The sequence below is a fragment of the Candidatus Centipeda massiliensis genome (assembly GCF_900290285.1).
GTDB classification, from domain to species: Bacteria; Bacillota; Negativicutes; order Selenomonadales; family Selenomonadaceae; genus Centipeda; species Centipeda massiliensis.
The window spans coordinates 524596-550254 of record NZ_LT985754.1 but is presented as its reverse complement, the minus strand read 5'-3'; the positions used below and the strand labels follow the sequence as shown (position 1 = coordinate 550254).

General features: G+C 56.1%; 19 protein-coding genes. 1 reads left to right on the top strand and 18 read right to left on the bottom strand.

Annotated elements, in window-relative coordinates:
* Nucleotides 1-77: 77 nt before the first annotated feature.
* The 14 genes from C8273_RS02630 to C8273_RS02565 form a co-directional block, all read right to left on the bottom strand.
* The gene (locus tag C8273_RS02630; RefSeq protein WP_106626266.1) at nt 78-1613 is read right to left on the bottom strand and encodes a response regulator; all 1536 of its coding nucleotides are present in this window, start codon (nt 1611-1613) and stop codon (nt 78-80) included.
* Nucleotides 1613-2557 (bottom strand): substrate-binding domain-containing protein, encoded by a 945-nt coding sequence (locus C8273_RS02625; RefSeq protein WP_159060731.1) that lies wholly within the window; start codon nt 2555-2557, stop codon nt 1613-1615. The genes C8273_RS02630 and C8273_RS02625 overlap by 1 nt, the downstream gene beginning before the upstream one ends.
* Before the next feature lie 10 nt (nt 2558-2567).
* On the bottom strand, nt 2568-4310 hold the full coding sequence (locus C8273_RS02620; protein ID WP_106626264.1) for a sensor histidine kinase: 1743 nt from the start codon (nt 4308-4310) through the stop codon (nt 2568-2570).
* 103 nt (nt 4311-4413) lie between these two features.
* Nucleotides 4414-5814: an MFS transporter gene (locus C8273_RS02615; protein ID WP_106626263.1), complete on the bottom strand. Its 1401-nt coding sequence runs from the start codon at nt 5812-5814 to the stop codon at nt 4414-4416.
* An 18-nt stretch (nt 5815-5832) separates the two neighbouring features.
* Nucleotides 5833-6612: a TIM barrel protein gene (locus C8273_RS02610; protein ID WP_106626262.1), complete on the bottom strand. Its 780-nt coding sequence runs from the start codon at nt 6610-6612 to the stop codon at nt 5833-5835.
* Nucleotides 6613-6625: 13 nt separating this feature from the next.
* Nucleotides 6626-7633, bottom strand: coding sequence for an inositol 2-dehydrogenase (iolG, locus tag C8273_RS02605; protein WP_106626261.1), 1008 nt, complete (start codon nt 7631-7633; stop codon nt 6626-6628).
* 200 nt (nt 7634-7833) lie between these two features.
* Nucleotides 7834-8391 (bottom strand): GNAT family N-acetyltransferase, encoded by a 558-nt coding sequence (locus C8273_RS02600; protein ID WP_159060730.1) that lies wholly within the window; start codon nt 8389-8391, stop codon nt 7834-7836.
* On the bottom strand, nt 8351-8554 hold the full coding sequence (locus C8273_RS02595; RefSeq protein WP_106626259.1) for a hypothetical protein: 204 nt from the start codon (nt 8552-8554) through the stop codon (nt 8351-8353). The genes C8273_RS02600 and C8273_RS02595 overlap by 41 nt, the downstream gene beginning before the upstream one ends.
* A gap of 125 nt (nt 8555-8679) precedes the next feature.
* Entirely contained in the window at nt 8680-10269 is a 1590-nt protein-coding gene (locus C8273_RS02590; protein WP_106626258.1) for a solute:sodium symporter family transporter, read from the bottom strand.
* Nucleotides 10270-10462: 193 nt separating this feature from the next.
* Nucleotides 10463-11062 (bottom strand): cytidylate kinase-like family protein, encoded by a 600-nt coding sequence (locus C8273_RS02585; RefSeq protein WP_106626257.1) that lies wholly within the window; start codon nt 11060-11062, stop codon nt 10463-10465.
* A 44-nt stretch (nt 11063-11106) separates the two neighbouring features.
* Nucleotides 11107-12495 (bottom strand): MFS transporter, encoded by a 1389-nt coding sequence (locus C8273_RS02580; protein WP_106626256.1) that lies wholly within the window; start codon nt 12493-12495, stop codon nt 11107-11109.
* Between the two features lie 426 nt (nt 12496-12921).
* Nucleotides 12922-15825: a metallophosphoesterase gene (locus tag C8273_RS02575; RefSeq protein WP_106626255.1), complete on the bottom strand. Its 2904-nt coding sequence runs from the start codon at nt 15823-15825 to the stop codon at nt 12922-12924.
* A 5-nt stretch (nt 15826-15830) separates the two neighbouring features.
* Complete coding sequence (locus tag C8273_RS02570; RefSeq protein WP_199820985.1) at nt 15831-16655, bottom strand: PI-PLC domain-containing protein; 825 nt, start codon at nt 16653-16655, stop codon at nt 15831-15833.
* A gap of 2 nt (nt 16656-16657) precedes the next feature.
* Entirely contained in the window at nt 16658-18046 is a 1389-nt protein-coding gene (locus C8273_RS02565) for an MFS transporter (RefSeq protein ID WP_106626253.1), read from the bottom strand.
* 244 nt (nt 18047-18290) lie between these two features.
* On the opposite strand from C8273_RS02565, the gene C8273_RS02560 reads away from it, so the two are divergent.
* On the top strand, nt 18291-19145 hold the full coding sequence (locus C8273_RS02560) for a helix-turn-helix transcriptional regulator (RefSeq protein WP_106626252.1): 855 nt from the start codon (nt 18291-18293) through the stop codon (nt 19143-19145).
* Between the two features lie 117 nt (nt 19146-19262).
* On the opposite strand, the gene C8273_RS02555 is transcribed toward C8273_RS02560, so the two are convergent.
* From C8273_RS02555 to C8273_RS02540, 4 genes are all read right to left on the bottom strand, one after another.
* Nucleotides 19263-22178 (bottom strand): purple acid phosphatase family protein, encoded by a 2916-nt coding sequence (locus C8273_RS02555; protein WP_106626251.1) that lies wholly within the window; start codon nt 22176-22178, stop codon nt 19263-19265.
* A gap of 3 nt (nt 22179-22181) precedes the next feature.
* Nucleotides 22182-23528 (bottom strand): MFS transporter, encoded by a 1347-nt coding sequence (locus C8273_RS02550; RefSeq protein WP_106626250.1) that lies wholly within the window; start codon nt 23526-23528, stop codon nt 22182-22184.
* Between the two features lie 191 nt (nt 23529-23719).
* Nucleotides 23720-24619 carry a DMT family transporter gene (locus C8273_RS02545; protein WP_106626249.1) on the bottom strand — a complete coding sequence of 300 codons (900 nt, stop codon included), beginning with the start codon at nt 24617-24619 and terminating at the stop codon, nt 23720-23722.
* A gap of 139 nt (nt 24620-24758) precedes the next feature.
* Nucleotides 24759-25616 (bottom strand): Rpn family recombination-promoting nuclease/putative transposase, encoded by an 858-nt coding sequence (locus C8273_RS02540; protein WP_106626248.1) that lies wholly within the window; start codon nt 25614-25616, stop codon nt 24759-24761.
* Nucleotides 25617-25659 lie beyond the last annotated feature (43 nt).

Genomic DNA, 25659 nt, shown 5'->3' with positions numbered 1-25659 from the left:
TTATCAGTGGTTTCCTAACCCTCAGAAACAGAAAGTTCCCCGCACTGCGGATATATTCCGCAAGACGGGGAACTTTTTCATGCGTTCGGCCGCTGCCGATAGCTCCCCGGACTGATGCCGACAATACGCTTAAAGAGCTTGCAGAAATACTGATAGTCCGCGAAGCCATCCGCCTCGGCGATGTCCTTGATGCGCCCGTCCTCGGCGCGCAGCCGCTGCTGCACACGTCCGATGCGCAGACGTGCAAGATGCTCGCTGAAGCTGATCCCCGTCATTTTCTTGAAGAGCGTCGAGAAATACGCCGCATTCAGGTGTACATGATCGGCAACCTCCGTTTGAGAAAGCTCCTCATGGCAGTGTTCCTCCATATAGCGCAGAGCACTGCGGATCGCAGGATGCGGGAGCCGATGTTCCGCTCCCTTCTTCGTGAGCCACGCGCCGAGTACCGCACGGAGCTGCACGGACATCTCGAACGCTCCACCCTCCCAGCCCGCCAGTCGTTCCCGAAGCAGGCGCTCAAGTTCCTGCGGCGCGATCCGCTGCACTTGAAGAAGGGTAAAAAAAGCCTCCTCCTCTGCCCGAATCTCCTCCGCACTGCCTTCCTGCACCGCCTGCACAAGACGTGTAAGCGCATCCTCGTGCACCGCCCCGACCGCCCCCGTCGGCACCAACGTCTGTGCCGAAATACAGCCGGGCGCTTCATAAAAGAGTGCATCGCGCTCCGCATAGAGGCGCTGCCATACATCCTGCAGTGCCATGAAGCTGCGTACGGGTGCAGCTGTGACGATGATCGTCTCCACACCGAGATAGCGTTCCATCATGTGCCGCAGCTTTGCCGCCATCTCTTGGAGCGCCCGATCGGCGTGCGCGGAGCCGCCGCGTAGCGTGTAGTCCGCAAGCAGCCCCCAGTCTGCCGCCTCCTCGACGGGCTGAAAGAGTTCCATGCGCAGCACCGTTCCGTCCCGGCCGCACAGATCACGGCACAGATCGTGAAACGCACGGCAAAATGACGCGAATCCGTCCGACGAAAGTTCCTGCCGGCGCCGTCCCCAGTCCCGTATGTGAATGAGCATCGCCCCTGCGAGCTGAATCTCCGGATCGATCCCGCCCGCACGCGCCAGCGCACGCAATTCATCTTCCCCCACACCGCGTGTAAAGGCGGCAAAGAAGTCCTGCCGCAGCTTCCCGCGTCCAATGCGTACGAGATCGTCCGTGCCGAGCGTCTCCGACACTTCTCCCTCACTTGCCTGCACGCAGCGGCTTAGGAACTCCTCCATCTTCTCCGGTGTCAGATCTGTCTTGAGGATGTAGTCGTCGGTGCCGAGCTGCATCGCCTCCTTCACATAGGCAAAATCATCATGACAGCTCAGTACGAGAATATGGACAGGACTGCCCGCCGCCTTGAGCGCTTTGATGAGGTCGATGCCGTTCATCACAGGCATACATATATCCGTGATGAGGAGGGTTGGCTGCTCCTGCTGCACAAGAGTCAGCGCCTCCTTGCCATTCCTCGCGTCGCCGGCAACGACAAAGCCCATCTCCTCCCATGGAAGCATCTGCTTCAAGTAGGTTCGTACGAGGAAATCATCATCCGCAATCACGATCTTTTTCATCAGAAGTCCTCCTGCAGCAGATAGTCCTGTGCATTCGCCGCCGTGATGAGCGCATTTGTAATATAACTGTTGGCAGGGATCGTGCGCCCTGCAAGGGCATCGGACACCGCCTCAATCGCCGCGCGCCCCGTATCGTTTCCGTCCTGAGAGATGATGGCATCCATACGCCCGTCGCGGAGCGCGCGCAGCGCATCGTTCTGCGTGTCCACGCCGACGAGGACGGGATGTGCCGCGTGCGCGGAGAGCGTATCGACCGCGCCGAGCGACATGATCGCGCTCGTGACAAACAGTCCAGCGAGATCCGGATGCTCCTCGATCATGCGCTCCGTCTGCAGCGCCGCCTCCCGATACTGTGCTGCATCCATTGTAACTGCAACGAGGCGCAGACCGCCATGCTCTCGCACATAGTCCCGAAAGCCTGCGACGCGCTGTCGATGCGCGTCCTGCTGCGCGACCCCTGCAAGGATGCCGACCGTCCCCCCCTCCGGAATATGTTCCACCATGTACGCCGCAGCCATCTGCCCGATGGCGTAGTTGTCCGAGCCAATATAGGGTACGTCCGTGATTTTCTCATCGATGGTCAGGAGCGGCACCGCCCTCTCCGCCGCCATCCCCACATACACGTCCGCTCGATCAATGTCCACGGGAGCGATGACAAGCGCGTCCACATCCGCCGCGAGGAGATCCCGTACGATTTGCTCCTGCTCTGCGTAGGCTGCTTCATTTTCGGGTGCCATGACGATGAGCCGCATCCCCTTTTCACGCGCGGTGTTTTCCATACGCGAGCGCACGGCAAGCCAATGCTCGCTGTCCATCGCCTTGAGCACGACCCCCACCTTGTACTCCTGCGGCAGAGAACGCGCTGAGAAATTCAGCTGCCCGTAGAAAAGGGCGGCAAGAAACGCGACGGTTACCCAAACGCCAAGCACAATCCAACGGCTCATCATACACCTCCTATCTCCCGTATTCGTCCATATCATACGAAACAGGCAGCATGATAATAGTGCGTGTATAGGAACAGCCATCACTCTCATATTGCAGCGTACCGCGCTCGCCGTAGTAGAGACGCAGACGCTCGCGCACGTTTGCAACCCCCACGCCGGACATGCCTCCGGGGGAAGACGCATCTGCGCCCGCCATCCGCTCCACCGCGTCCACACGCATCCCCTGTCCATCGTCCTCCACCGTGAGGCGCAGCACATCTCCCTCGACCACAGAGCGAACGACAATACGGCAGGAGGGGCGTTCCTCCGACGGCGCGTGCAGGATACTGTTCTCCACGAGTGGCTGCAAGATGAGACGCGGTACACAGCATGCGAGACTCTCCTGTGCAAGGTCGAACGTCACGGAGAACACGTCCATCATGCGGAACTCCTGCAGAGCAATGTAGCTGCGGAGCGTCGCGATCTCATCGCGGAGCGGAGCAAAGCTGCCCTCGCGGTTCGTACTCACACGCAGTACCTCGATGAAGCTGCCAAGGAGCGCAGCGATGTTCTTCGCCCCCTGCATCAGTGCCGCGAGACGGATCGCATTCAGCGTATTGTAGATGAAATGCGGTCGGATCTGATACTGCAGCGCCTTCAGCTCCGCCTCCTTCTTTTGGACGCGCTCCCCCGCCAACCGTTCCACAAGGCTCTCGATATGCGAGAGCATACGATTGAACGCAGCGGCGAGATAGCCAATCTCATCCTTGCCGCGCACCGCAGCGCGCACATCGAGATCACCTCTGCCGACCGCCTTCATCGTCTCCGCCAGTTCCTCTACGGGCGCACTGATGCGCGCCGAGACCGCATACAGAAAGACGGCGGAAAGCGCTGCGATGACGAGCGCACAGAGCACCGTCATCAGCTGCATGAGCAGGATCTGGTGAAGCAGACGATCCTGTTTTTCCACGAGCAGGAGTGTCATGCCGGAGAAGGGGAGTTCTGCCCACGCGATGGTACAGCGCTCACCGTCAATTCGTGCGCTCCCCCGTCCTGCCGGAGCATCCTGCACGAGCGCCCCGATCTCTGCCGTCTCTGCCGCATCGGGCAGACGGCTGCCCGACACGATGCGCTGAGCCCCATCGAGCAGCAGGACATCGCGGCTCGCATCCCTGCTGAAATCATCGAGATACGCATAGTATAGTCCGCGTTCACTAACGGTATATGTGAGATCGGCGATCACCGCATCTCCGCTGTGGACGGCGGCATGATAGAGAAAGACCTTCTTTCGTGCGGCGCCGAGTACATCCTCTGCCGCCAGAGGGCGCAGCCCCGTCTGCCGGGCAATCGTCTCCGCCCACATAGCACGTTCTTCCGGCGGCAGAAGTGCGACCGGACGATAGCCGTTCGCCTTGACGAGGATCCCATGCGCGGGCAGGTAGCAATAGACGGCGTCGACGAGAGGACTCCGTGCCTTGTACTGCTGCAGGAGCAGTGACAGTTCCTGCAGCGCCGCCGCATCCCCTGCCTCCGCAAGTGTCCGTATACGCGCGTCAAAGCTTGCCTCAAGCGCAAGGCGGTAGACCGTCTGAAACCCCTCGTCGAGTGCCTTGCCGCCGATGTGTATGCCGCCATAGAGGGAGTCCGCATACTCTTCCTCGAAAAATGAGGTTGCGCGCTGCTGAAAGAACACCGCAATCAGCGCGATAGCGAGAAAATTGACGAACATGACGGCGACAAACGTCTTCATACGCAGCGTTCCGAATATTGCCATGGGCAGCCCCCTTTCGCATCGATGGATTTATTATAACACAGAGCGCAGGAAATCCCCGAACAGCATGTGTTCGGGGGATTTCGAAAACGTCATTTTCAAGGAATCAGAGTTCCCCGCGCGCCTCGCGCTCGATGAGATCCTTCATGATGGTCGGATAGAGCTTATCCAGCTTGTAGCAGAAGAGGACGACAAGCAGGATCACCCAGATCAGGATGATGCCCAACTCATACATGTGGACGATCATGTCGATTGCCGACTGCGGCTGTACCGCATCCGCCGTGCTCGAGGCGATGTAGCCCGACCACGACATGAGTGCCGTGATGAGTGCGCCCGTCGCGCCCGTACCGACCTTGTAGCCGACCGAGCCGCCGGAGAAGATCAGACCTTCCTGACGCACATGGAACTTCCACTGGCCGTACTCCACGACATCGCCGAGGAAGCCGAAGATGACAGAGTTCAGCGGAGCAAAGCCGATACCGCGGATCACACAGCTGAAGACCACCCAGTTGAAATCAAGCGGATTCAGGCAGTAGATGAGATGCCCCGCGAGCGCGACCGAGACACCGATGATGGACATATTGCGCTTGCCGAACCGCTTGAGAAGCGTGGGGCAGAAGAGCAGGGTAAAGACGATGGTGACAACCACCTCGAGGAGCAGCAGAATACTGAACAATGAGCCATCGTTGAAGATGTATTTGCAGTAGTACGGCAGGAGGGTTCCTGTCACCATCTGGATAATACACTGCATCATCCAGATCGTCATCGCCATCCAGAAATACTTGTTCATCAGGAGGCACTTGAGTGCCTTCTTGACGGGGATGCTCGGACCTTTTTCACGCGCCTCGATCACGACCTTCTCCTCACATTTCCAGAAGCAGAGGAGGAGCAGGAAGAACGCGAGCACCGCCCAGATCGCCATGACCTTGATCCACGCCGCCTGATTGTCGCCGAGCATCTTGATGAGCGGCAATGTCGCAGAGATGGAGATGATCTTGCCGATCGGCGAGAGCGCCATACGCGTGATCGAGAGCATGTCGCGCTCGTGCGAGATGCGCGTCATCATCGCCGAGAGCGAGCCGTACGGAAGATTCAGCGCCGTGTAGCAGATCGTGTTGCAGAAGTTATACGTGATAAAGAGATAGACGAATTGCAGGAAATCCGACCCCTGCGGTACCATGTAGATGAGGACGATCGAGATACAGAACGGGACACTCGACCAGAGCACCCACGGGCGCGACTTGCCCCAGCGGGAGTTCGTCCGCTCCACGATGAAGCCCATCAAGAGGTCGGACATCCCGTCAAAGATACGCGAGAGGAGCATGACGAGACCGACCATCGTCGGCGCAACCCCCGCATAGTCCGTATAGAAGAATGTGAGAATCGTCATTGCGCCCGCAACGATATTCGTCGCGGTATCGCCAAGCGCATAGGAAATGCGTGTGAACCATGAAAGTCGTTCGTTGCCCGCCCCTGTGGGGACGGCAACAGCCTGCTGCGTGCTCATGAGCGTCCTCCTCTCGTCTTAGTCCTTCATAATCGCCGCAACGGCAGTCTTCGTATCCGTCTCTGGGAACAGCTCGTACCCCACACGGTACACGTAACCGAGGCGATCCAGCAGCTTGTAAATGGACGAATAGTTGATTTCGCCCGTGCCCGGCTCATGCCGCCCCGGACAGTCTGCAATGTGGATGTGCCCAATCTGATCGAAGTACGTTTCAATCTGATACGATAGTGCGCCCTCATTATACTGCATGTGGTAGGCGTCAAAGAGCACCTTGAGCCACGGTGAACCGATGAGGCGCGTGATCTCCGCCGCCATTTGCGTCGTTTGGAGGAAGTTCCCGACATGATCCACCTTGATGTTCAGTGCCTCAAGGTTCATGCGAATCTGGTACTCCTCCGCAATCTTCACCGCAGCGAGCAATGTATCGTACATAGAGCAGAGCTTCACCGTGTCCGACAGCTCCGTATAGTGATTCACCACGACGCCGCCCTCGCCGAGCGCGTTCGAGTGGATTGTCACCGTCGGTGCGCCGACCTTCTTCGCCGCCTCCATCGACTCCCGCAGAGCCGCCAGATACTGCTCCTTGTGCGTCGGATCGACGAGGGAGTAGTCCGCATCGCCGTTGAACCCGCTGACGACGATTCCCGTCTTGTCGACTTCCTGTTTTACGCGGTCGAGATCGCGAATGCGCCAGTCCCAGAACTCCACCGACTCGAACCCATCCGCCTTGGCGGCGGCAAAGCGCTCCTCAAACGGCAGCTCCGTATAGAGCGTATCAATACATGCACAGCGTTTCATCGCTCCCGCCTCCTTACTCAATTTCGGAAATCTTCACCGGACGGCCTTCCTTCAGTGACTTCGTCGCAGCCGCCGCCATCAGTACGGGATAGAGTCCGTCCATCCCTGTCACCGGCGTCTCCACATCATTTTCGACCGCCTCCGCGAACGCCTTCATCTCCTCGACAAACGCGCGCTCGTAGCGATCCCACATCACTTGGAACGCCGTGCCGCCGACCGTGCCCGCCGCATCCGCGAACGTCGCCGTGTTCGGTACATCGTTGCCGTTCATCGCAACGCCCTTCGAGCCAAAGACCTCCACGCGCTGATCGTAGCCATAGACTGCCCTGCGGCTGTTGTCAATCGTCGCAATCGCACCCGAGCGGAACTTTACCGTGACGGCGGCGGTATCCACATCGCCCGCCTCCCCGATGGCAGGATCCACGAGCACTGCTCCTGCGGCGTAGACCTCCTCCGCCTCATCGCCCGCAAGGAAGCGCGCCATATCGAAATCGTGAATCATCATATCGTAGAAGATGCCGCCGGATACCTTCACATAAGCAATCGGGGGCGGCTCCGGGTCACGCGAACTGATGCGGATGAGATGCGGCTCACCAACCTTGCCTGCGCGTACCATCTCATAGACCGCGCGATGGTTGTGATCGAAGCGGCGGCAGAAACCGATCTGCAGCTTCACGCCCGCCGTCTTTGCCGCGTCGATTGCCTCATGCACACGCGCAATGTCATAGTCAATCGGCTTCTCACAGAAGATATGCTTGCCCGCCTGTGCTGTCTCGATGATGTACTTCGCATGCGTGTCCGTGGAGGACGCGATGACGACTGCCTCGATCTCAGGATCGTTCAGAATCTCCGCCGCATCCTTCGTCACATTTGGAATGCCGAACTGCTTCGCGTACGCCGCCGTCTCGTCATTCGCAAACGGGTCAGCGACCGTCTTGATCTCCATGCCGGGAACAAAGAGCGAAATGTTGCGGATGTGAACCTTACCGATGCGCCCCGCGCCGATGATGCCGATCTTCATGGTGAAAGCCCCTTTCTGTGTCTGGTGATCTGGTGATCTACTGTTCCGTTTTCTGGTTCTATTATAGGGGCTGTGAACACAAATGTAATTTTCCTATTTTTTGAATCGTTGTTTCTTCTTTGGCAATTTTTACGAAGAGCAGACAAAAATAAGACACCCTGACGAAAAACTCCGTCAAGGTGTCTTATTTTTAGATTGTATCAACACAGCATATAGATCATCTGGGACAGCCCCGTCTCGGGATCCTCCGAGATCAGCACAAAGCCGTTCTCTTCGTAGAACCTTATTAAGCCCTTGGCATCCGACTTTACATCAACCATAACGATCCTGCCGCCTATCATCTCATGCACTGACTGAGCGACAGTCAATGCGTGCGCTAAAAGCGCTTTTCCCGTTATGACGTTTTCATATTGATCATTTTTTGCAATTTGACCGATGAGCATGACCGGCAGGACAGAAATCTTTTCCCCGTGAATCTTCCCGGAAAATCCGTCCAGTTCCTTTCTGGCTCGGATCGACAATCCTTCCGGCAAATGCAGAATCTGCGGGGCGATTGAGAAAAAGCCCCATATTTCAATTTCTCTGTTCTCCGCTGCGCTCTGGTCAATAAAGAAATATGTCCTGCTTTTTGCCAGTTCTTCAAATTGTATGGCTCGATTCTTCAAAAAGCTCTCTATATCCATATCTCTTTTGCATGAGAATCGCGAGAAAGCCTGTTCAATCGTCTGAATCGGTATCTTTTCTTGCAGAGTTTTCAACGGAGTGAAAGGCATTTTCTAATAACCTTCGACTTTCTCTCATCTCTTTTTCAATATCATACACGACAAACTTATGCTTTGGCGGCTTTTTTATTGCATCCAAAAACCGATCCATATCCTCCGGCCGCACGCGTATCTCGCGGTCAAAACTGATAGTGGCCATGGTCAAACACCTCCTTGTACTTGTTTATTGTCGATTATATTTTAGCACATATATTTTTCGATGACAAACGAAAAAGCCGCTCCAGAAGGTCGGAGCAGCTTTTTGCACAATATGAAATCTACGCTTTACCGCCCAATCCCAAGCGGGGAGAAGATCGCATAGACGGTGAAGATACCGAGGACTACGACGACGGCAACGTACTTACGATACTTCCACGGCGTGAGATCGACCTTGTTCGCATTCGGCGTGAACGAATAGCCGCCCGCGAGCGGTGCGAACTTCGTCGATCCCCACATGACGAGGATGTCGAGGAAGAATAGTACACTGTGGATGTAGAGGAAGTTCAGATCGCCGAAGAGGAACTTCGCGATGATGTAGACGACGATGTGGAAGGTGAAGCAGATCTTCGCCCCCACCGCCGAGACGCTCTTGTTGAAGAAGCCAAACAGGATGATGACGATGAGCGGGATATTGTAGAAGCCCACGTACTCCTGGAGGAAGTTATACAGCCCCGTCGGCGCGTTGATGAGGAGCGGTGCAAGACCGATGGAGACGAGGGCAATGACGATGTTCGTGATCCTGCCCACGCGCACAACACTCCGCTCAGAGGCATCCTTGCGGAAGATCCCCTTGTAAAAGTCGAGCGAGAAGAGCGTCGCGGCGCTGTTGAGTGCGGCGACATACGTACTGAGAATCGCACCGAAGATAATTGCACCGAAGATGCCGTACATCCACGGCGGCAAAATCGCCTTCACGAGCGTCGGATAGGCGGCATCCGGCAGGGGCAGCGAGCCGTCGAACATGACGAAGGCGATGATGCCGGGCAAAACGAGGAAGAGCGGCCCAAAGAGTTTGAAAATCGCAAGCGTCAAAACGCCCTTCTGCCCCTCGGCAAGATTGCGCCCCGCAATGGTCTTCTGTACGATGAACTGGTTCGTGTTCCAGTAGAACATCGTGTTAAAGAGCAGCCCAAGCAGCAGTGTCGGCCACGGCACCGCCTTTGAGTCAATCGCTCCGATGGCATTCAGCTTCTCCGGTGCTGCCGCAGCCATGCGCGAGAACCCATCGACGATGCTGCCGTCGCCGAGCATATAGAGTCCGATGAACGGAATGCTGATGCCGCCGACGAGGAGCCCCACGCCATAGACGCTGTCACTCACCGCACTGATGCCCATGCCGCCCATGAGGAGATAGGCGAGTCCCACAATGCCGACGATCGCCGCCGTCACCATGATGCCCTCATACTGCGAGATGCCGAGCAGCTCGCTCACACTGAACAGCTGATTGAACACGAGCGCACCTGAGTAGAGAATGCCGGGCAGGAGGATAAAGGCATAGCTCGTCTGAATCAGGAACGAGATGACAAGCCGAAACTGATTGTCGTAGCGCAGCGCGAGGAATTCCGGAATCGTCGAGACACCGTGCCGCAGATAGTTCGGCAGGAAGACAAAGGCAAGCGTCAGAATCGAGAAACAGGCGATGATCTCCCACGCCATAACCTCCATGCCAACCGCATACGCAAGCCCGCTCTGCCCGACAATCTGCTCCGTCGAGAGATTTGCCATGAGCATTGTGCCCGCGATGACAAGCCCACCGAGACTGCGACCGCTGAAGAAATACCCATCGGTATTCTCCTTGTTGATGTTCCTCGTCCGATACCATGCAAAAATCCAGATGCCAGCGACGATCACGAGGAATGAAAGAATTGGAATCATTGCTATTCCCCCCATGGAATTTTTGTAGTCTAAAGCTTATCATGACAAGCTCATTAAAGACTACAAACATAATAATAAGATAACCAAGCATTATTATACATACTTCAAAAAGATTGACAAGTCCCAAAAAAAATAAAAAAGAGGCTGCATTACGAGATTTTTATTTTCTCGTAATGCAGCCCAGCTGCTTCTATTATTTTCCGCGACGACGCAGCTCAACATAGCTCAGGATAAGCTCTGCCGCTGCTTCCAGTGAGAGCTGGCTCGTATTGATGAGGAGATCATAGTTCTCCGGCGCGCCCCATGTCTGCCCCGTGTAGTAGGCATAGTACTGCTTGCGGATCGCGTCCTCTGCATCCAGTTCCTTGAGTGTGCGCTCGCCGTAATGCGTCTTGGAACGTTCCTTGCGATACGCCTCATCCGCATAGATGAAGAACGAGAACGCATTCGGATTGTCCTTCAGAATGTAGTCGGCACAGCGTCCGAGGAAAACAGCGCTCTCCGTCTCAGCAATCTTCAGGATCGTCTTTGCCTGCTCGATGTACATGCGGTTGTGCTGCGGCATACGGTCATAGGCATAGTCGCCCAGATCGCCGAATCCCGTGCCCGGTGCATTGTAAGAGCTTTCAAGAACCGCGTGAAAGTCATCCGCTGTTCCGAGTTTTTCCGCCGCCATCGCGACGATCTTGCGGTCATAGCGGCGCACGCCCATCTTTTTGGCAACCAACTCCGCAACCTCACGTCCACCGCTGCCGTACTGACGCGTGATCGTGATAAGTGTTTTCTGATCCATCATTTCTCTCCTTTCATACCTGAGGGCAAAATGCCCTCAGATGCTTACATCTCGCCGCGCGCTTCGCGTGCAACGAGTTCACGCATGATCTCTGGATACTTCTTGTCCAACTGATAGAAGTAGAGAAGCACAACAAGGACAGCCCAGACAAAGATCGGTCCCCACATATAGATGCTGACGATCATGTCAATAACCTGCTGGCTCTGCATGATGGAGCCGGAGGACGACGCAACATAACCTGCATAGGAGAGCAGACCCGTGAGGAATGCACTCGTGAGACCCGAACCGACCTTCGTACCGACCGAGCCGCCGGAGAAGATGAGACCTTCCTGACGCACATGCGTCTTCCACTGTCCATACTCAACCGCATCGCCAAGGAAGCCGAAGATAACGGACTGCACCGGAGCGAATCCAATGCCGCGAATGACGCAGCTAAAGATAACCCAGTTGAGATCCGTCGGATTGATCAAGAAGATCGCATGACCGACGAAACAGAGCACAACGCCTGCGAGGGACATATTGCGTTTGCCGAACTTTTGCAGCAGACGCGGGCTGAAGACTGCCATGACAAAGATTGTAATGAGTGTCTCCATGAGATAGAGGCTGCCGTAGATCGTATCATCGGCAAAGATATACTTGCAGTAATACGGGAGAATCGTGCCCGTGATGGTGAAGATGACGTTCTGCATCATCCAGACCGTCATGCCCGCCCAGAAGTAAGGGTTGACAGCGAGACATTTGAGTGCCTTCCCGACGGGAATCTTTGCGACCTTTTCACGCGCTTCGATGACAACCGTCTCTTTGCAGCGTGAGAAACAGAAGAGCAGGAGTCCGAGTCCGACAACCGCCCAGATGCTCATGACCTGAACCCATGCCATCTGCGTGTCGCCAAAGACCTTGACGAGCGGGAGCGTCGCCGAGACCGAGAGGATACGCCCCCACGGGGAGAGGCACATACGCGTGATTGAGAGCATATCGCGCTCACGTGAGGAGCGCGTCATCATCGCCGACAGCGAGCCATACGGCAGATTCAACGCTGTGTAGCAGACCGTCGTACAGAAGTTGTAGGTAACAAACAGATAGGCGAACTGCATCGCCGACGAGCCTTGTGGTACCGTATAAATAAGTACGATAGAAATCGCGAACGGTATGCTTCCCCAGAGAATCCAAGGGCGAGATTTCCCCCATTTGGAGTTCGTCTTCTCGACGATAAATCCCATGATAACGTCGGACACACCGTCAAAGCAGCGCGAAATCAACATGACCATACCGACCATCGCGGGGTCAATCCCAGCGTAGTCCGTGTAGAAGAACGTCAGAATGCCCATTGCACCCCATACGACGTTCTGAGCAGTGTCGCCGAGACCGTAAGCGATACGTGTCATCCACGGCAGCTTACCGCCGGCGGCCGCAGCCATCTGAGTATTACTCATCACTTTTCCTCCTTACCATCCACAAAACGAGATATTTGAAATACTCCGAACTTCCCCGCCCTCATCACCTCCGCACAGGAATAGTTAGCTTTTTATAACATCTTTATCATTTCATGTGTATCTATTTTATATTTTTTTGTGTTTTGTATTCTATAAAATCTTGCTTTCCATGGCAGAAAGCAAAATCTGCGATACCGCGCAAAAGTCCATATAAAACACGGGCAATCACAAGTTTTATGAAAAATCTCTGAAATTTTTCGATTCAAAACTATAATATATTGCTTTCGCGCTAAAATAGGAAAACACTTTTATGGAGTTTTTGAACAATTCCGGTAATATTGTGCCTCCCATGATAAGAATATGCACCAAAAAAGGCTGCTGTATGAAGCCAAAGCTTCATGCAGCAGCCTCTTTGGAATCGTTTTTCTACCCGTGAATGATATCCGTATATGCCGGATAGTCACGCAGGCGGTCGACGGGTGCAAACCCCACTGCGCCGGAGAATGTGCCGCGCTCCCAGTCGGGGCGCGTCGCCCACAGCATATCCGCGAAATCGACCTCATTCTCTGCCGTAATCTGATACTCGTAGAGCACGGGCACGAATGTCCCCTGCTCCCCAACGGTTGCCGAGAAGTCCGTGACAATGCGCAGGTACTGCGCTTCCGGCAGCTGCGATAATTCGATGTAGTTCGTGCCGTCCTTCAGCACGATTTTCATGTGCGCCTTCACGGAGATTTTATCATCCGATACCTCTACATTCGCCCGAAGCGTCACCTGCGGGGGCAGCTTCGTCTTGGCGCGGAGCTGACGGAAGCGCCAATATTTCTTCTGTGCCTTGAACGCCGGATCGTAGATCGCAGGATGGCGCCACTCCGTCGTATGGGTACCGACCGTCAGAATGTGACGGAAATCGAGCCATACGGCGAGCTGCCCTCGATCCGCTCCCGCTTCTTCGGGTGCGGCAAGCACGGCGCGCACAGCCTCCCCCGTCAGACCCTTACGGTAGAAGCGCACCCCTCCGATGCGCCCCGGAAGATGCGTGAAATACTTGGGCTTGCCCAGCTCCGGAATCACGTGACCGATATGGGAATACCCGATGAAGATCGGCTGATTCTCCCACTGGCGAATCTCCGCTTTCGCAGGAATGCCCGGCACATGCGCCACCGCCTGCCCGTCGCAGTAGGACGTACCGCCACGCCGCTTATCGAACGAGATGGCATAGTCCGCCCACGTGCCTACTCTTGCCGCACCGCCCTGCCACTGATACTCGGTCACGTCGTAGCACGTTCCCCATTTGAGATTGCCGCTACGATCAACGACCATGCGCAACGTGTACGCCGCGCCCCATCCGACGGAAATACCACGCATCATCAAGGGGTTATGCCCCATCTCATCTTCGTTGGCGAGTCGGTCGACGGCAGCCCTAACCATGCCGGTAAAGCCCTGCGGGGCGACAAGTCCCGGCGACGGTGGAATCTCGATATAGTCTCCATAGGATTCCAAGTGTACTTCGCGCTGCCCGTCGATCTCCACAACTTTGGGCGATCCTTGCAGCAGCGCATAGTGTCCGCTCCCGGACTTATCCAATACGCGCGGGATCACGCGGATACTGCCCTCGACGCAGATCTCCTCGGGCAGCTGATCCGCAATACTGACCTGATAGGTGCCGCCCCGACGGAAGGCATGACAGAAGCTCAAAAGCCGCCGCTCGCGTGCACGGAAGAAACTGCTCTGCGTAGCTGCAATGCGCTGATCGACGTAAAGGGGAACGGTCGTATAGATCTCACGGTCGAGATTGTTGACCGCCTCGATGGTCGCATAGATACAGTCTGCCTTATCCGCCTGCAGCGGAGCAATGTGCATGTGGGAGAAGGAGAGTTCCTTCGGCTCAAAGACAAAGATCTCTTCCTGCACACCGCCGCATTCAATGCGGTGCACGCCCGGCGTCCGCGCCTGATAGACGGCAGACACCGCCTGCTGTTCCCCGGGTTCAAGGAGCACGACGCGACTCTGACGAGGCTCACCAAAGAGATTCAGCTTTTTTTTGCAGCCGTTGTCCGAGAGTTTCATGACGACGGCAGCAAGCACCGTCCCGACATTTGATACATCCGCCTGAATCTCGATATGTCCATTGTTGTCGAGGCGGCGCAGATGAATGTTCTCAAAGGCGAGCTGTGGCTCACCGTGCTCCATGCGAACGGTATCGACAAGAATCCGCGTACCGTCGGGACGAAATCCATAGAAGCGATAGTCCAGCGCATCCGCCGAGATGTCCAAAATGCCATAGTTGTTTCTGCCCATGGCAACAACCTCAGGGAACTCCTCGAGGAGGCGGCGTTCCGGCAGCCCCTTGTCGCAGCCCTCAGCCGGATTCTGCAGACTGCCCTGCATGACGTAGACCGTTCGCGCCCCAATCTCCGGATTGACCGACACCGCCTTGACATAGCGGTGGAGATGCCCGCCCACGACGAGATCGACGCGGCACTTTTCGGCAAGGGGGACAATGTGGCGGTTGTTGAATACATCCGTATAGGGATGGTGCATCATGAGGATGCGCCACTGCGCTGCCTGCGCCGTTGCACTCATCAGATCGGACTCCACCCATGCGAGCGTCTCCTGTATGCGCTGCCGGTTTTCTGCATCCAACGTGCAGCCGGCATTCTCCGCATTCATCTCAAAGAGTCCCCACGGAGTGCTGTCCACCATGACAATATGCGCAATGCCGTAGTCCATGGAAAAGCTGTGCCCATCCGGTGCAGCATTCAGAGACTTTGCCTGCGGCTCTGTAAACAGCGTCTCAAAGAACGGACCATCATCGTGATTGCCCTTCGCATAGAACACGGGGGTAGACGCCAGAATCTCGGGGATGCGCCGGAACCAGTTCGCCTCGTACTGATCGTGCTCATATCCCGTCCCGAATGAAATGTCCCCGCAATGCAGGATGAAATCCGGCCGCTCCTCTGCGGCCATTGCGGCGAAATGTTCACTGAGGTGAAAGAGCTGCGTATCCGATATCGTCACGAGATGCAGCTGCTCCGGGGCAGCCGCAAGTGTTCGAAACGCTCCTTCGCAAAGTCGCTCCTCTCCGACGCAGACAGCATAGCGATACGCAGTCGCCTCTGTCAACTGTGTCAGGCGTGCGGTATAGAGCCATACGTCCAGCTCCTTGCCTACACGCTGCCGCTTCGCTGTGACCTGATGGAAGCCTGTGCCCTCCCCGCAGTGTACGGCAGCATCCGACTTCTCCGCCATCTCCCATGCAATCGTAACGGCATGATCTGTGAGGCTGAGCAAATAGGGACCATTGAGGAGCCGCCTTTTTCTTGTCATCGTTTCTATCCTTCCATGTGATTCTTTTCAAAGACCTCCCTGCAAATCTCGGGCGTGATGAAATCATAGATCAAAACGCCGCGCGCCTTCGGGTATTCGCCCATAAGTGCAAGGCTGTATGGGTTCAACACATCTGCAAACGCGTCGGGAAAGCCCGGTGCCCCGTTCGTCGCACTGATGTGACTCAACGAGAGAACGGTATGCGGCAGACAGCATGATGCCTCCATCTGCGCACGAATAGCCTCCTGCTTTTCCGCAATGGTTGGTCCGTCCCACAGATCCTGAAGGGAGATGGCTGCATTGTCATGCCAGTTTTCCGCCCATTTGCGCGCATGGATCCGACCAAAGTGCATGGCGGGCGGAGAGCATTCAATGGCTACGATCTTGCCGGCACATTCCCGCAGCGTCATCCATGCGGGCTGCCCTTCCTCCCAATGATAAAACAGTTCCGACCATTTTTCAATTTTTTCTTTCAGGGCTGCCCCATACGCCTCATAGTCATCCTTTTTCTCATTGGCATTCTGTATGCGCACGAGCAGCATCTCTGTCGGGTACTGCGTCAGAAACGCCGCACAGGCCGAAAAGATCTGATCGGCGTCAATATCGCTGATCCACTCGCGGTGCGCCGCCTTCATCTCCCGCCGCAGACGCAGATCGAGAAAGCGGACACCCGCCGTCAGCTGTTCCTCCAGCGCCATGGTCTGTGTATGGTAGTATCGCTCGGGGCAGGCTGCCGTCATCGTATCATGCGTCCCCGGCAGAAGGAGCCGCGTGATCAGCGTCTCTGGACTGCAGCATGACATCCACGCCGCACTTTCAACCGCACGCATCGTCATGCCTCCTCATGTTCCTGATCCGACTGGTTCTCCCGCAGACGAATCAGGAGGTGGGACATAACGACGGCAACGAGAGCCAGCGCGGCAAGTCCCCAAAACGCCATCGCGAGGACATGAGTATCCGTCAGGTAGGAGCGCACAATCTGCCCCGCCGCATCCTTCTCCGGCGAGCGCACCAGTCCGCCCAATACAATCGGTGCGATCAGCGCCGGCAAATATCCAATGGTAATCGCGAACGACATCGCAGCAGAGGAATGCTTTTTCGGCACATTTGCCTCACCGATGGGCGCATAGTAAACGCCGCGCACCATGAATACGCAAGCCGATGCAGCAAGCAGGAGGACGAGGAGGAGGTAGAACGTAGAGGAGGAGATCAGACCGTCCGGCGTCTCGCCGGGGGCATAGCCCGCAGCATACAGTGTGACATCGGGATGGTTAAAGAAGAAAATCCCGCCAATTACCGCCAACAGCAGGACGAGAACACACTCCATCGTACGCATGAAATGCGCAGTCGACGGAAACACCTTCTCCACGAGAACTGTCGATACAAGGGGCAGCATGCGCAGCCCGATGACAACGGTTGCAAAAACCGCTGCCGCAACGGCGCTCGTGCCATAGCCGCCCTGCAGGAAGCGCGCAAAATACGTCCCCGCCGCAACGAATGCACCATAGATGCAGAAGACATTGATACCCGCAATCCAGACGACGGGCAGACGAGCCACCTTCGCAATCCCCTTGATTGCCTCCGCATTCGTCTTTGTCTGCGTATCATCATCGCCCACCTTTGCGCCCTTGGGTACGGCAAAGAAGACCGCAATTCCTGCAATGATGATAATAGCACAAGCAGTCGCCATCATCGTGTGCGGCCCCGCCTCAAAGTAGAGCATCGCCGTCCAGAGCATCGAGACGAGAAAGGCCAGAACACCGCGCCCGAACTCGAAGAGGCCGAAAGCCGCCCCCTGATGATCCTTTGTCGTTGAAAGCCGCAGTGCCTTGAAGTTCGCCGGTTTGAACAGAACCTCACTGAAGAACAGCATCGAGAAGAAGCACGTGAGCAGCACCGGCATACTCAGCCCCGGCGAATTTAATGTCAGAAACATAGAAATCCCACCGACGCCAATGGTGGACAGCATCATGATTGCACGAATGGAAAAGCGGTCTCCGACCCAACCGAGTGCGATGGTACCCAGCAGGATGACCAGCCCCTGCATCGAATACAGATAGCCGGCCTCCTGATCCGTCACGCCGAGTGCGGCGGGAAATCCGCCCGGCACACTATTGCGGATATCCCAGAACGCATAGATCAGCTGTGCGTTGATCGTGATGAGGATCAGTTGAAAAAATGCCGCCTCCGAAAATCCATACTTCGCTAAGAATTTTTTCATAATTTTCGTACCTCCTTCATGTGCAAAGACTGGATTTTATCTTCAGGTGCCTGTATAATGATAATATGATGTATTTCTTTGGCAGGAAAAATCCATCACTCCATTATTTAGGCACCTTTCTGAATATTATTATATAAGAATGCAAACGGCGTATTCTCCATTTTTTTGTTCCGTTGCAGGATAAAACTATTTTATCTTGTTTTTTGCATTCTTCTATGAGCGAATTTTCAGAAGGGGTTTTCTTATGTCCTCCTTTCCATTTGGCGTCCCTGACCAATCCTCCTTTGAGGTCGGCAGTTCCCCCTATCTGGAGTCCGTCGGGAATCTCACAGATGCGGATGATGCGGACACACAAAACGTTCATTATGGAATCGTCGAAGTCGTTCTCATCGAAAAGGGCACATGCCGTCTCATCGCAGGGGATGACACTGTCCACCCCCTGCGAAAGGACAGCCTCGTGCTGATCGGGAGCGGTATTCTTCACCGTTTCAAGAACAGGAAGAACCTGAATGCTCTCATCATCCGCATGGGGAACATTCACCTGCGTGGATTGCCTGCGGCACAGCTTGTTCCGGAAGAAGCCCCTGTCCTGATTGCACTGAACACCGCCTCAGCCAAGAGAATGCTCTTCACTCTTCTGCAGAGCATCAAATTGCTTGCCTTGGAGGAGGAGCACCATTATCGCTCAGAGGCGGGGGCGCATCTCGCACGGGCACTCGTCCTCATGCTCATTGCCCTCCTTGACGAACGCAGAACCCACCCCGACGAAAACGCTCTGCACGGCATTGGCGCACGCATCAAGGAATACATCGATGCGCATTATCTGGAGGATTTGAAGCTCACCGATATCGCCTCCGCCCTCCACATCAACCCCTATTACCTCTCACATACATTCAAGGATCTGATGGGGGTCTCCCCCATGTCCTACATCATCCGCCGCCGCATCGACGAGGCACAAAACCTGCTGCTGACGACAAATCTGAGCATCACTGCAGTCGCGATGGAATGCGGATACAACAACTCCAATTACTTTCAATCCGTATTCAAAAACCTCGTCGGCACAACGCCGGGAAAATATCGAAAGATGTGGCGCACATAGAAAAGCCGCTGCATGAAATCAAAACGATTTCATGCAGCGGCTTTTTACGTAAGGGCACGAGGGACGCATTGATAAACCCAGCATCAGTCTGATGCGCTTCATTGCATCAGCGATTCCCTAACCATGAATAATGTCCGTGTATTCGGGGTAGTCGCGCAGACGATCGACGGGTGGGAAGTCCGCCGCACCGGTGAATGTGCCGCGCTCCCACTGGGCACGTGTCGACCAGACAAGATCGGCACGCAGGTTCCCATGTGCGGCAGCGATTTCATAGGAACAGATCTCAGGGATGAAGGTACCTGCGGCACCGACCTCTCCCGTCAGCTCCGTCTTGACGCGCAGGTACTGCGCTGGGGCAAGCCCCGTGAGATCGATGCTGTTCCCGCCGTCTTGAAGGACAATTTCTTTCCGATCCTTGATGGAGACGCCGTCGTCCGAGACCTCAACCACGGTGCGGATTGCCGCATGCGCGGGAATATGTGCCTCCGCCTCGAGTGTCCGGAACTCCCAGCAGATCTTTTCTGCAAGGTATGCGGGGGCATAGACGGCGGGATGCCGCCACTCGGTCGTATGCGCCCCCGAGCTCTCGATCCGGCGGAAGTCGAGCCAGACGCCGAGCGCGTCGCTGCGCGGCCCCGTCTCATCGGGGTGTTCGTATATCTCACGCATCTCCTCTGCGGTCAGTCCCTCGGTGTAAAAGCGCACCTCAGAGACATTTGCGGGCAGATGGGTAAAATACTTGGGCTTGCCCAGCTCCGGAATGACGTGACCGATGTAGGAGTAGCCGACGAAGATCGGCTGATCCGCCCACTGCCGCAGCTCGCTCGCAGGGTTGATTCCCCCGACGCGCCCGCGCCGGACGCCGTCGATGAAGGATGCGCCGCCGCGCTCCTTGTCAAAGGTCATGGCGTACTGGTGGCGGACATCGACTTCGGCAGATCCGCCCTGCCAGAAGTATTCCTCAACACCGTGGCAGATGCCCCATTTGATCGTACCGTTGCGCTCGACTGCCATGCGCAGTGCGTAGCCTGCGCCCCAGCCGATGGACTTGCCGCGGATCATGAGAGGGCTGTGCCCCATCTCGTCCGCGCGTGCGAAGCGGTACATATCTGCCGTCACCACGCCCGTGAGTCCGTTGGGCGTCGCAAGATCCGCGCGCGGCAGGATCTCGATATAGTCGCCGTATTCCGCAAGCGCAACCTCCATGCGGCCGTTCTTTTCCAGAACCTTTGGTGTTCCATGGAGGAGTGCCGTGTGCCCCTTGCCCGACTTGTCATGGATGCGCGGAACGATGCGAACGGCGCCTTCGATGGTCACTTCCTTCGGTGGGAGATCGGCGACGCCGACCCAGTAGGTGCCGGCGCGCTCGAAGCGATGACAGAACGTCACGGAGCGCCGCTCATGCACGGCAAAGTGGAAGCGCTGAACCGCGACGGTCGTGCCGTCCATCACAAGAGGGATTTCGACATCGGCGGCACGATCCAGATGATTCGTCACCTCTGCGCGTGCAAAGAGGCAGTCGATATCCGCGCCTGCGCCAATCTGAAGGAAGAGATGCGCGTATGAGAATGCCTGCGGTTCACGCGTGTCAAGCGTGAGCTGGGCACCTGCCGCACGGAGGCTGTGTGCCCCCACCGCATCCGCACAGTAGTATGCGGTAAACGATCTCTTCTCACCGGGATTCAGAACGATGAGCTGTGTGTCCGCGCCCGTACCGAACATATTGATGAGATGCTCCGCGCCATTGTCCGCGATGGGCAGGACGGCGGCGGCAATCCCTGTGCCGACATTTTCGGCAGTACCCGTGATCTCGACGTTCCCGTTTTCATCGAGCGCACGCAGACGGACTTCGGCAAAGACGATGTCCGGTTCATCCTTGGTGATATGGATGGCATCGATTTCCTGCTCCGTGCCATCCGGCAAAAAGCCGTAGAGTTTGTAGTCGATGGCGTCCTTTGTGATATCGAGGATACCGTAGTTGTTGTTGCCCACCGCCACGGATTCGGGGAACTCGGTGAGGAGTCGCTTCGAGCCGTCCAGTTCCTCGTAGCCCGCCGCAGGATCCTGCGTGCTTCCCTGGCAGATATAGACGGTACGTGCCCCGACGGTCGGCTGTGCCGAGACGGATTTGATGTAGTAGTGGAGATGCCCGCTGAGGACGAGATCCACGCCGCACCGCTCCGCAATCGGTACAACATACCGGTTGTTGAACGCATCCGTATAGGGATGATGTGTGACGAGGATGCGCCACACAGCCCGCTTCGCGTTCTCGCTTACGAGATCCGCCTCCATCCATGAGAGGATGGACTCGATCCGTGCGCGCAGAGGCGCATCTGCCGCGATGCCCGCGTTGATGCCGTTCATCTCGAGAAGTCCCCACGGATTGCTGTCCACGATGGTGAAATGCGCCATGCCGTAGTCAAAAGAGAAGGCTTCCCCGCTCTCCATCCCGTGCAGTCCCTTCATCTGAGGGACGCCGATAAAGGAATCGAAGAAGGGTCCGTCGTCGTGGTTGCCGTGTGCATAGAAGACAGGCATACGTGCAAGCAGTTCCGGAATCTTCTCGAACCAGTTGTTCGGATACTGGTCGTGCTGATAGCCCGTCCCAAACGAGATGTCCCCCGCATGCAGCAGGAACTCGGTCTGCTCGCGCTCTGCCGCGCGCCGGAATGCCTCCGATGCGTGAAAGAGATGCGAATCCGAAATGGTCATGAGATGAAGCGCCTTCGGTGCCTCCTTCAGTGTGCGGAACGACGCCGTTGCACAGCGCTCCTCTCCGGAACAAATCTCGTAGGCATACTCCGTGTCCGGTGACAGCGCCGTCAAAACTGCGGTGTAAATCAGCGCTCCACCTGGATGTTCGGGACAGGAAGGCTCACGCGCTGCCTCCGCCTCCCGGCGCAGTTCCGTACCATCCGAGGCTCTGCAAGTGACGTAGAAGCTTGCAGGCTCTTCCGTCTCCCACGCGACAGTGATCTGCCGTGTGCCGGGAGCAAGCAGGTACGGGCCGTTGCAAATTCTTCCGCTCGTCATGGCTTACCCTTCCTCTTCTTCCTTGACTTTCTTCGCCCACAGGGTCGGGACAACGAGAAGCGTCATGAGTGCAACGCTGCCGATCCAGAACGCCATGATGGTTTCAAAATGATAGGTGGTCACACCGTCCACAACGACCTTTGCATGATCCATGAGGAGTCCGTTGACGATATCCTGCGCCGCCGCACCGCCATAGGCGAGGAGTCCGATGACGCCCATCGCCGCGCCCGTCGCCTTGCGCGGGCAGAGGTCAACTGCGAGCAGTCCGCCGACGAAGCAGAGGATAACGCCGAGACCGAAGCCGAAGATGGAAATAAATGCCGTTGTGAGTGCGAGCGATCCCGCAGGGACGAAGCAGACGCCGGCAATGCCGATAAGCATGACGATACCGAAGACGATGGTAGTCAGCGAGTGGCGTGATTTGAAATACTTATCGGAGATCATGCCCGAGAAGAATGAACCGACACCACCGAGAATCGGGGAGAGTGACATGATGCTGCCCGCCGTAACGAGATCCAGCCCCTTTGCCTCCTGCAGGAAGATAACGCCCCAGCTGCTGATAGAGTAACGCGAAATACCGAGACAGATTGCTGCAACAGCAAGCAGCCACACATAGGGGTTGCGGATAACCATGAGCTGGGCTTCCTTCGTGGAAACTGTCTGCTCCTTCTTCTCCTGCGCAACCTCACCCTCGAATTCATTCGCGGACGGGAGTCCGTATGTCTCCGGACGGTCGCGCATAAAGCGGTACATGATGAAGGCAAGTACGATACAGGCAACGCCCGGCAGGAAGAATGCCGCGTGCCAGCCGAATGCGACAATGATCATCGCCGTGCCGAGATAGGTTGCACCCTCACCAAGGTAGTGCGCGATACTGAAAACGCCGTAGTAGGTTGCCAGCTTGCTCTTAGAAAACCACTGGGCAAGGGAAACGATACAGGGGGCGGCGCCCATGCTCTGGAACACGCCGTTGACGCCCCACAGGACAAGGAACACCCAGTAGGCATCACTGAAGCCAAGGATGACGTTGACGATTGCGGCACCAAGAAGTCCGATGGGAACAATTTTCTTGATGTTACAGTGGTCGGCAATAAATCCATTCGCACATTTTCCGATGGCGATGGCGACCATCATCGCCGCGCCCATCGCACCGAGTTCGGTCGGGGTAAAGCCCGCCTCGATCATCGGCTTTTTCGCAACGCCAAGCGTCATGCGCATCACATAGTACATACCGTAGCCGATGATCATTGCCGTAACGGCCTGCACGCGTGCAGAATGATACATCTTCTTGACGGTATTCGGATCCTCAATACGGGGTTTGTCCGGATTCGTCAGAAACCATTTGAGCATTTTCAGCACCTTCCTTTGCTGCTCCTAAAAACACGGCAGATCGAAGTTGTTCGCCTCCTCTGTCAAATAATAAGAAATCAGAACCAAGGTATTGATTACGAGATCATTATACCAAGGTTCTGATTTCTTATTCTCTGAATTTTTGTTTTTATGCGAATTGCAAACTCAAATTTGTTGCTTTTTGATGCGGATTACTTCTCTGCAAAATTACTGTGTGTTGTGAGATACACACCGCCGAAGATGGCGGCTGCGCCAAGAATTTGGAGCATACCGATCTGCTCGGCAAAGAGGAGCATACCGCCGATCATGCCGACGACGGGGGTGACGTTCTGAAAGATGGAGGTAACGGAGGGACCGACGCGGCGCACGCCGAGGTTCCAGAAGAGCATTGCCATGACCCCGCCAAAGACGACGGTGTAGAGAAACGCTGCAAGGAGTGGCGTGGAGAGCGCAGTCGGATGAAAGTCATCGGTGAGGACGCCGTAGAGGATCGTCGCAAGCGCCCCAAAGATGCCCGCCCATCCCGTGCAAAGCGCGGCGGAGATGCACTGCATGACGCGCACAGCGAGGATGGAGTACATCGTCCATGCGACCTGCGCGAGTAGAAAGAGGATGTCACCGTAGTTGAACGAAAGCCCGACGAGTACCTGCCATGAGCCGTGGCTGACGACGGCGAGTGCACCGAGGAAGGAGACGGCGATGCCGCCCCACGCGATTGCGTTCAGTCGCTCGCGCAGAAAGACGGCAGCAAAGAACGCTGTGATGGCAGGCGAGGCGGCGGCGATCAGGGTGCAGTTCGTCACCGTTGAGTACTGAAGCCCCGTGAACTGCATACAGCCGTTCATCAGGATGCCTGTGACGCCCATCGCGATGAGCGCTGGCAGGGTATGGGGCGGCGGCAGGAGCGCTTCGCCGCGCCGCCCTGCGATGGCGATAAGCCCCGCAGAGATGAAGATGTAGCGCATGGCGGAGATGGTGACGGGCGACCACTCCGTAACGAGCCACTTGATGCACAGCGGCTGAATGCCCCAGATCACCGCCGTGAGGGCGAGCAGGAGATACATCCTGCGCTTTGCAGCTGTGTCGTCCATCTATGTGTTCCTTTCTTTGAATTTTCCCGCTTCAAACATGCCCCATTCGTCGCGATAACGTCTTATCTCACGCAGAGGACTTCTTTCGATATCGCGCGAGCGTGCCCACCCCGTTTGGAGGAAAAACCGTGTGCACCGCCTACTCGCCAACGCTCTGCTGCAGCGCCAGGATCTCCGCGCGCGTCATGCCGCTCGACTTCTCGATCACATCCACGGGAACGTTGAGCGCGAGGAGGGAACGTGCCATATCGAGGATTCCTTCGCGCCGTCCTTCTTGCAGCCCCTCATCACGCGAGGAGGTCATCGCGCTGAGATAGTCCCGCATCGCCTTTTCGCGCTGCTCGTACTGCCACCGCTCCACATCACTCTGCATAAAGATGTGCTCCGCCTGTATCGCCTCTTTGATCGCTGCCTCGCTCATCGCCAGTTCCTCCGTTTCACGTTCATTCAGTTTGTTTGAAAAGTAAGCAAGCCACTTTTCGAGGCGCTTCATCTCCTTCACCGATTTCAGCTTGAACTTCGGAATTTCAAGAAAATGTATTTCCAGATCCTCTGTCAGCCGATGTCCGCTCACAATATCATAGAGTCCATACATATTGTGCGGACTTTTCTGCGGGAGCAACGAAAAATTCAACAGATTGATCGTAATAGACGGGCTGAGTTGCTGATAGGCCTCCCCTTTGCGCAGGGTCTGATACATCCGCGCCCAGTAGTAGAGCGTGCGCTTCTGCATATTGTAGAGGTTCATCAGCTGAACCTCTATATTGATCTGACTGCCGTCGCTCGCTATGCCGTATATGTCGAGCTGCGAGAGCTTGTCCTCCTCAAACTGCGGATCAAATTCACGGTCAATAAAGGTGATGTCCGTGAGTTCTTTGCTTTCCTTGCGATCTAAAACAGCATTGAGAAAGCTGAGCGTGATACGCTTACGCTCCTCTCTTCCAAAAATAAATTTGAAGAGATAATCGTTCAACGGGTTGTAGTTCTGACGATTCATGCGTGCCACCTCCTTGTTATGGTATACATTCTATCGTCTTTTC

Bases quoted from the DNA above. Each gene is read 5' to 3' on its own strand.
- C8273_RS02630 (WP_106626266.1), bottom strand. From the start codon at position 1,613: ATGAAAAAGATCGTGATTGCGGATGATGATTTCCTCGTACGAACCTAC.
- C8273_RS02625 (WP_159060731.1), bottom strand. From the start codon at position 2,557: ATGAGCCGTTGGATTGTGCTTGGCGTTTGGGTAACCGTCGCGTTTCTT.
- C8273_RS02620 (WP_106626264.1), bottom strand. From the start codon at position 4,310: ATGGCAATATTCGGAACGCTGCGTATGAAGACGTTTGTCGCCGTCATG.
- C8273_RS02615 (WP_106626263.1), bottom strand. From the start codon at position 5,814: ATGAGCACGCAGCAGGCTGTTGCCGTCCCCACAGGGGCGGGCAACGAA.
- C8273_RS02610 (WP_106626262.1), bottom strand. From the start codon at position 6,612: ATGAAACGCTGTGCATGTATTGATACGCTCTATACGGAGCTGCCGTTT.
- iolG (WP_106626261.1), bottom strand. From the start codon at position 7,633: ATGAAGATCGGCATCATCGGCGCGGGGCGCATCGGTAAGGTTCACATC.
- C8273_RS02595 (WP_106626259.1), bottom strand. From the start codon at position 8,554: ATGGCCACTATCAGTTTTGACCGCGAGATACGCGTGCGGCCGGAGGAT.
- C8273_RS02590 (WP_106626258.1), bottom strand. From the start codon at position 10,269: ATGATTCCAATTCTTTCATTCCTCGTGATCGTCGCTGGCATCTGGATT.
- C8273_RS02585 (WP_106626257.1), bottom strand. From the start codon at position 11,062: ATGGATCAGAAAACACTTATCACGATCACGCGTCAGTACGGCAGCGGT.
- C8273_RS02580 (WP_106626256.1), bottom strand. From the start codon at position 12,495: ATGAGTAATACTCAGATGGCTGCGGCCGCCGGCGGTAAGCTGCCGTGG.
- C8273_RS02575 (WP_106626255.1), bottom strand. From the start codon at position 15,825: ATGACAAGAAAAAGGCGGCTCCTCAATGGTCCCTATTTGCTCAGCCTC.
- C8273_RS02570 (WP_199820985.1), bottom strand. From the start codon at position 16,655: ATGCGTGCGGTTGAAAGTGCGGCGTGGATGTCATGCTGCAGTCCAGAG.
- C8273_RS02565 (WP_106626253.1), bottom strand. From the start codon at position 18,046: ATGAAAAAATTCTTAGCGAAGTATGGATTTTCGGAGGCGGCATTTTTT.
- C8273_RS02560 (WP_106626252.1), top strand. From the start codon at position 18,291: ATGTCCTCCTTTCCATTTGGCGTCCCTGACCAATCCTCCTTTGAGGTC.
- C8273_RS02555 (WP_106626251.1), bottom strand. From the start codon at position 22,178: ATGACGAGCGGAAGAATTTGCAACGGCCCGTACCTGCTTGCTCCCGGC.
- C8273_RS02550 (WP_106626250.1), bottom strand. From the start codon at position 23,528: ATGCTCAAATGGTTTCTGACGAATCCGGACAAACCCCGTATTGAGGAT.
- C8273_RS02545 (WP_106626249.1), bottom strand. From the start codon at position 24,619: ATGGACGACACAGCTGCAAAGCGCAGGATGTATCTCCTGCTCGCCCTC.
- C8273_RS02540 (WP_106626248.1), bottom strand. From the start codon at position 25,616: ATGAATCGTCAGAACTACAACCCGTTGAACGATTATCTCTTCAAATTT.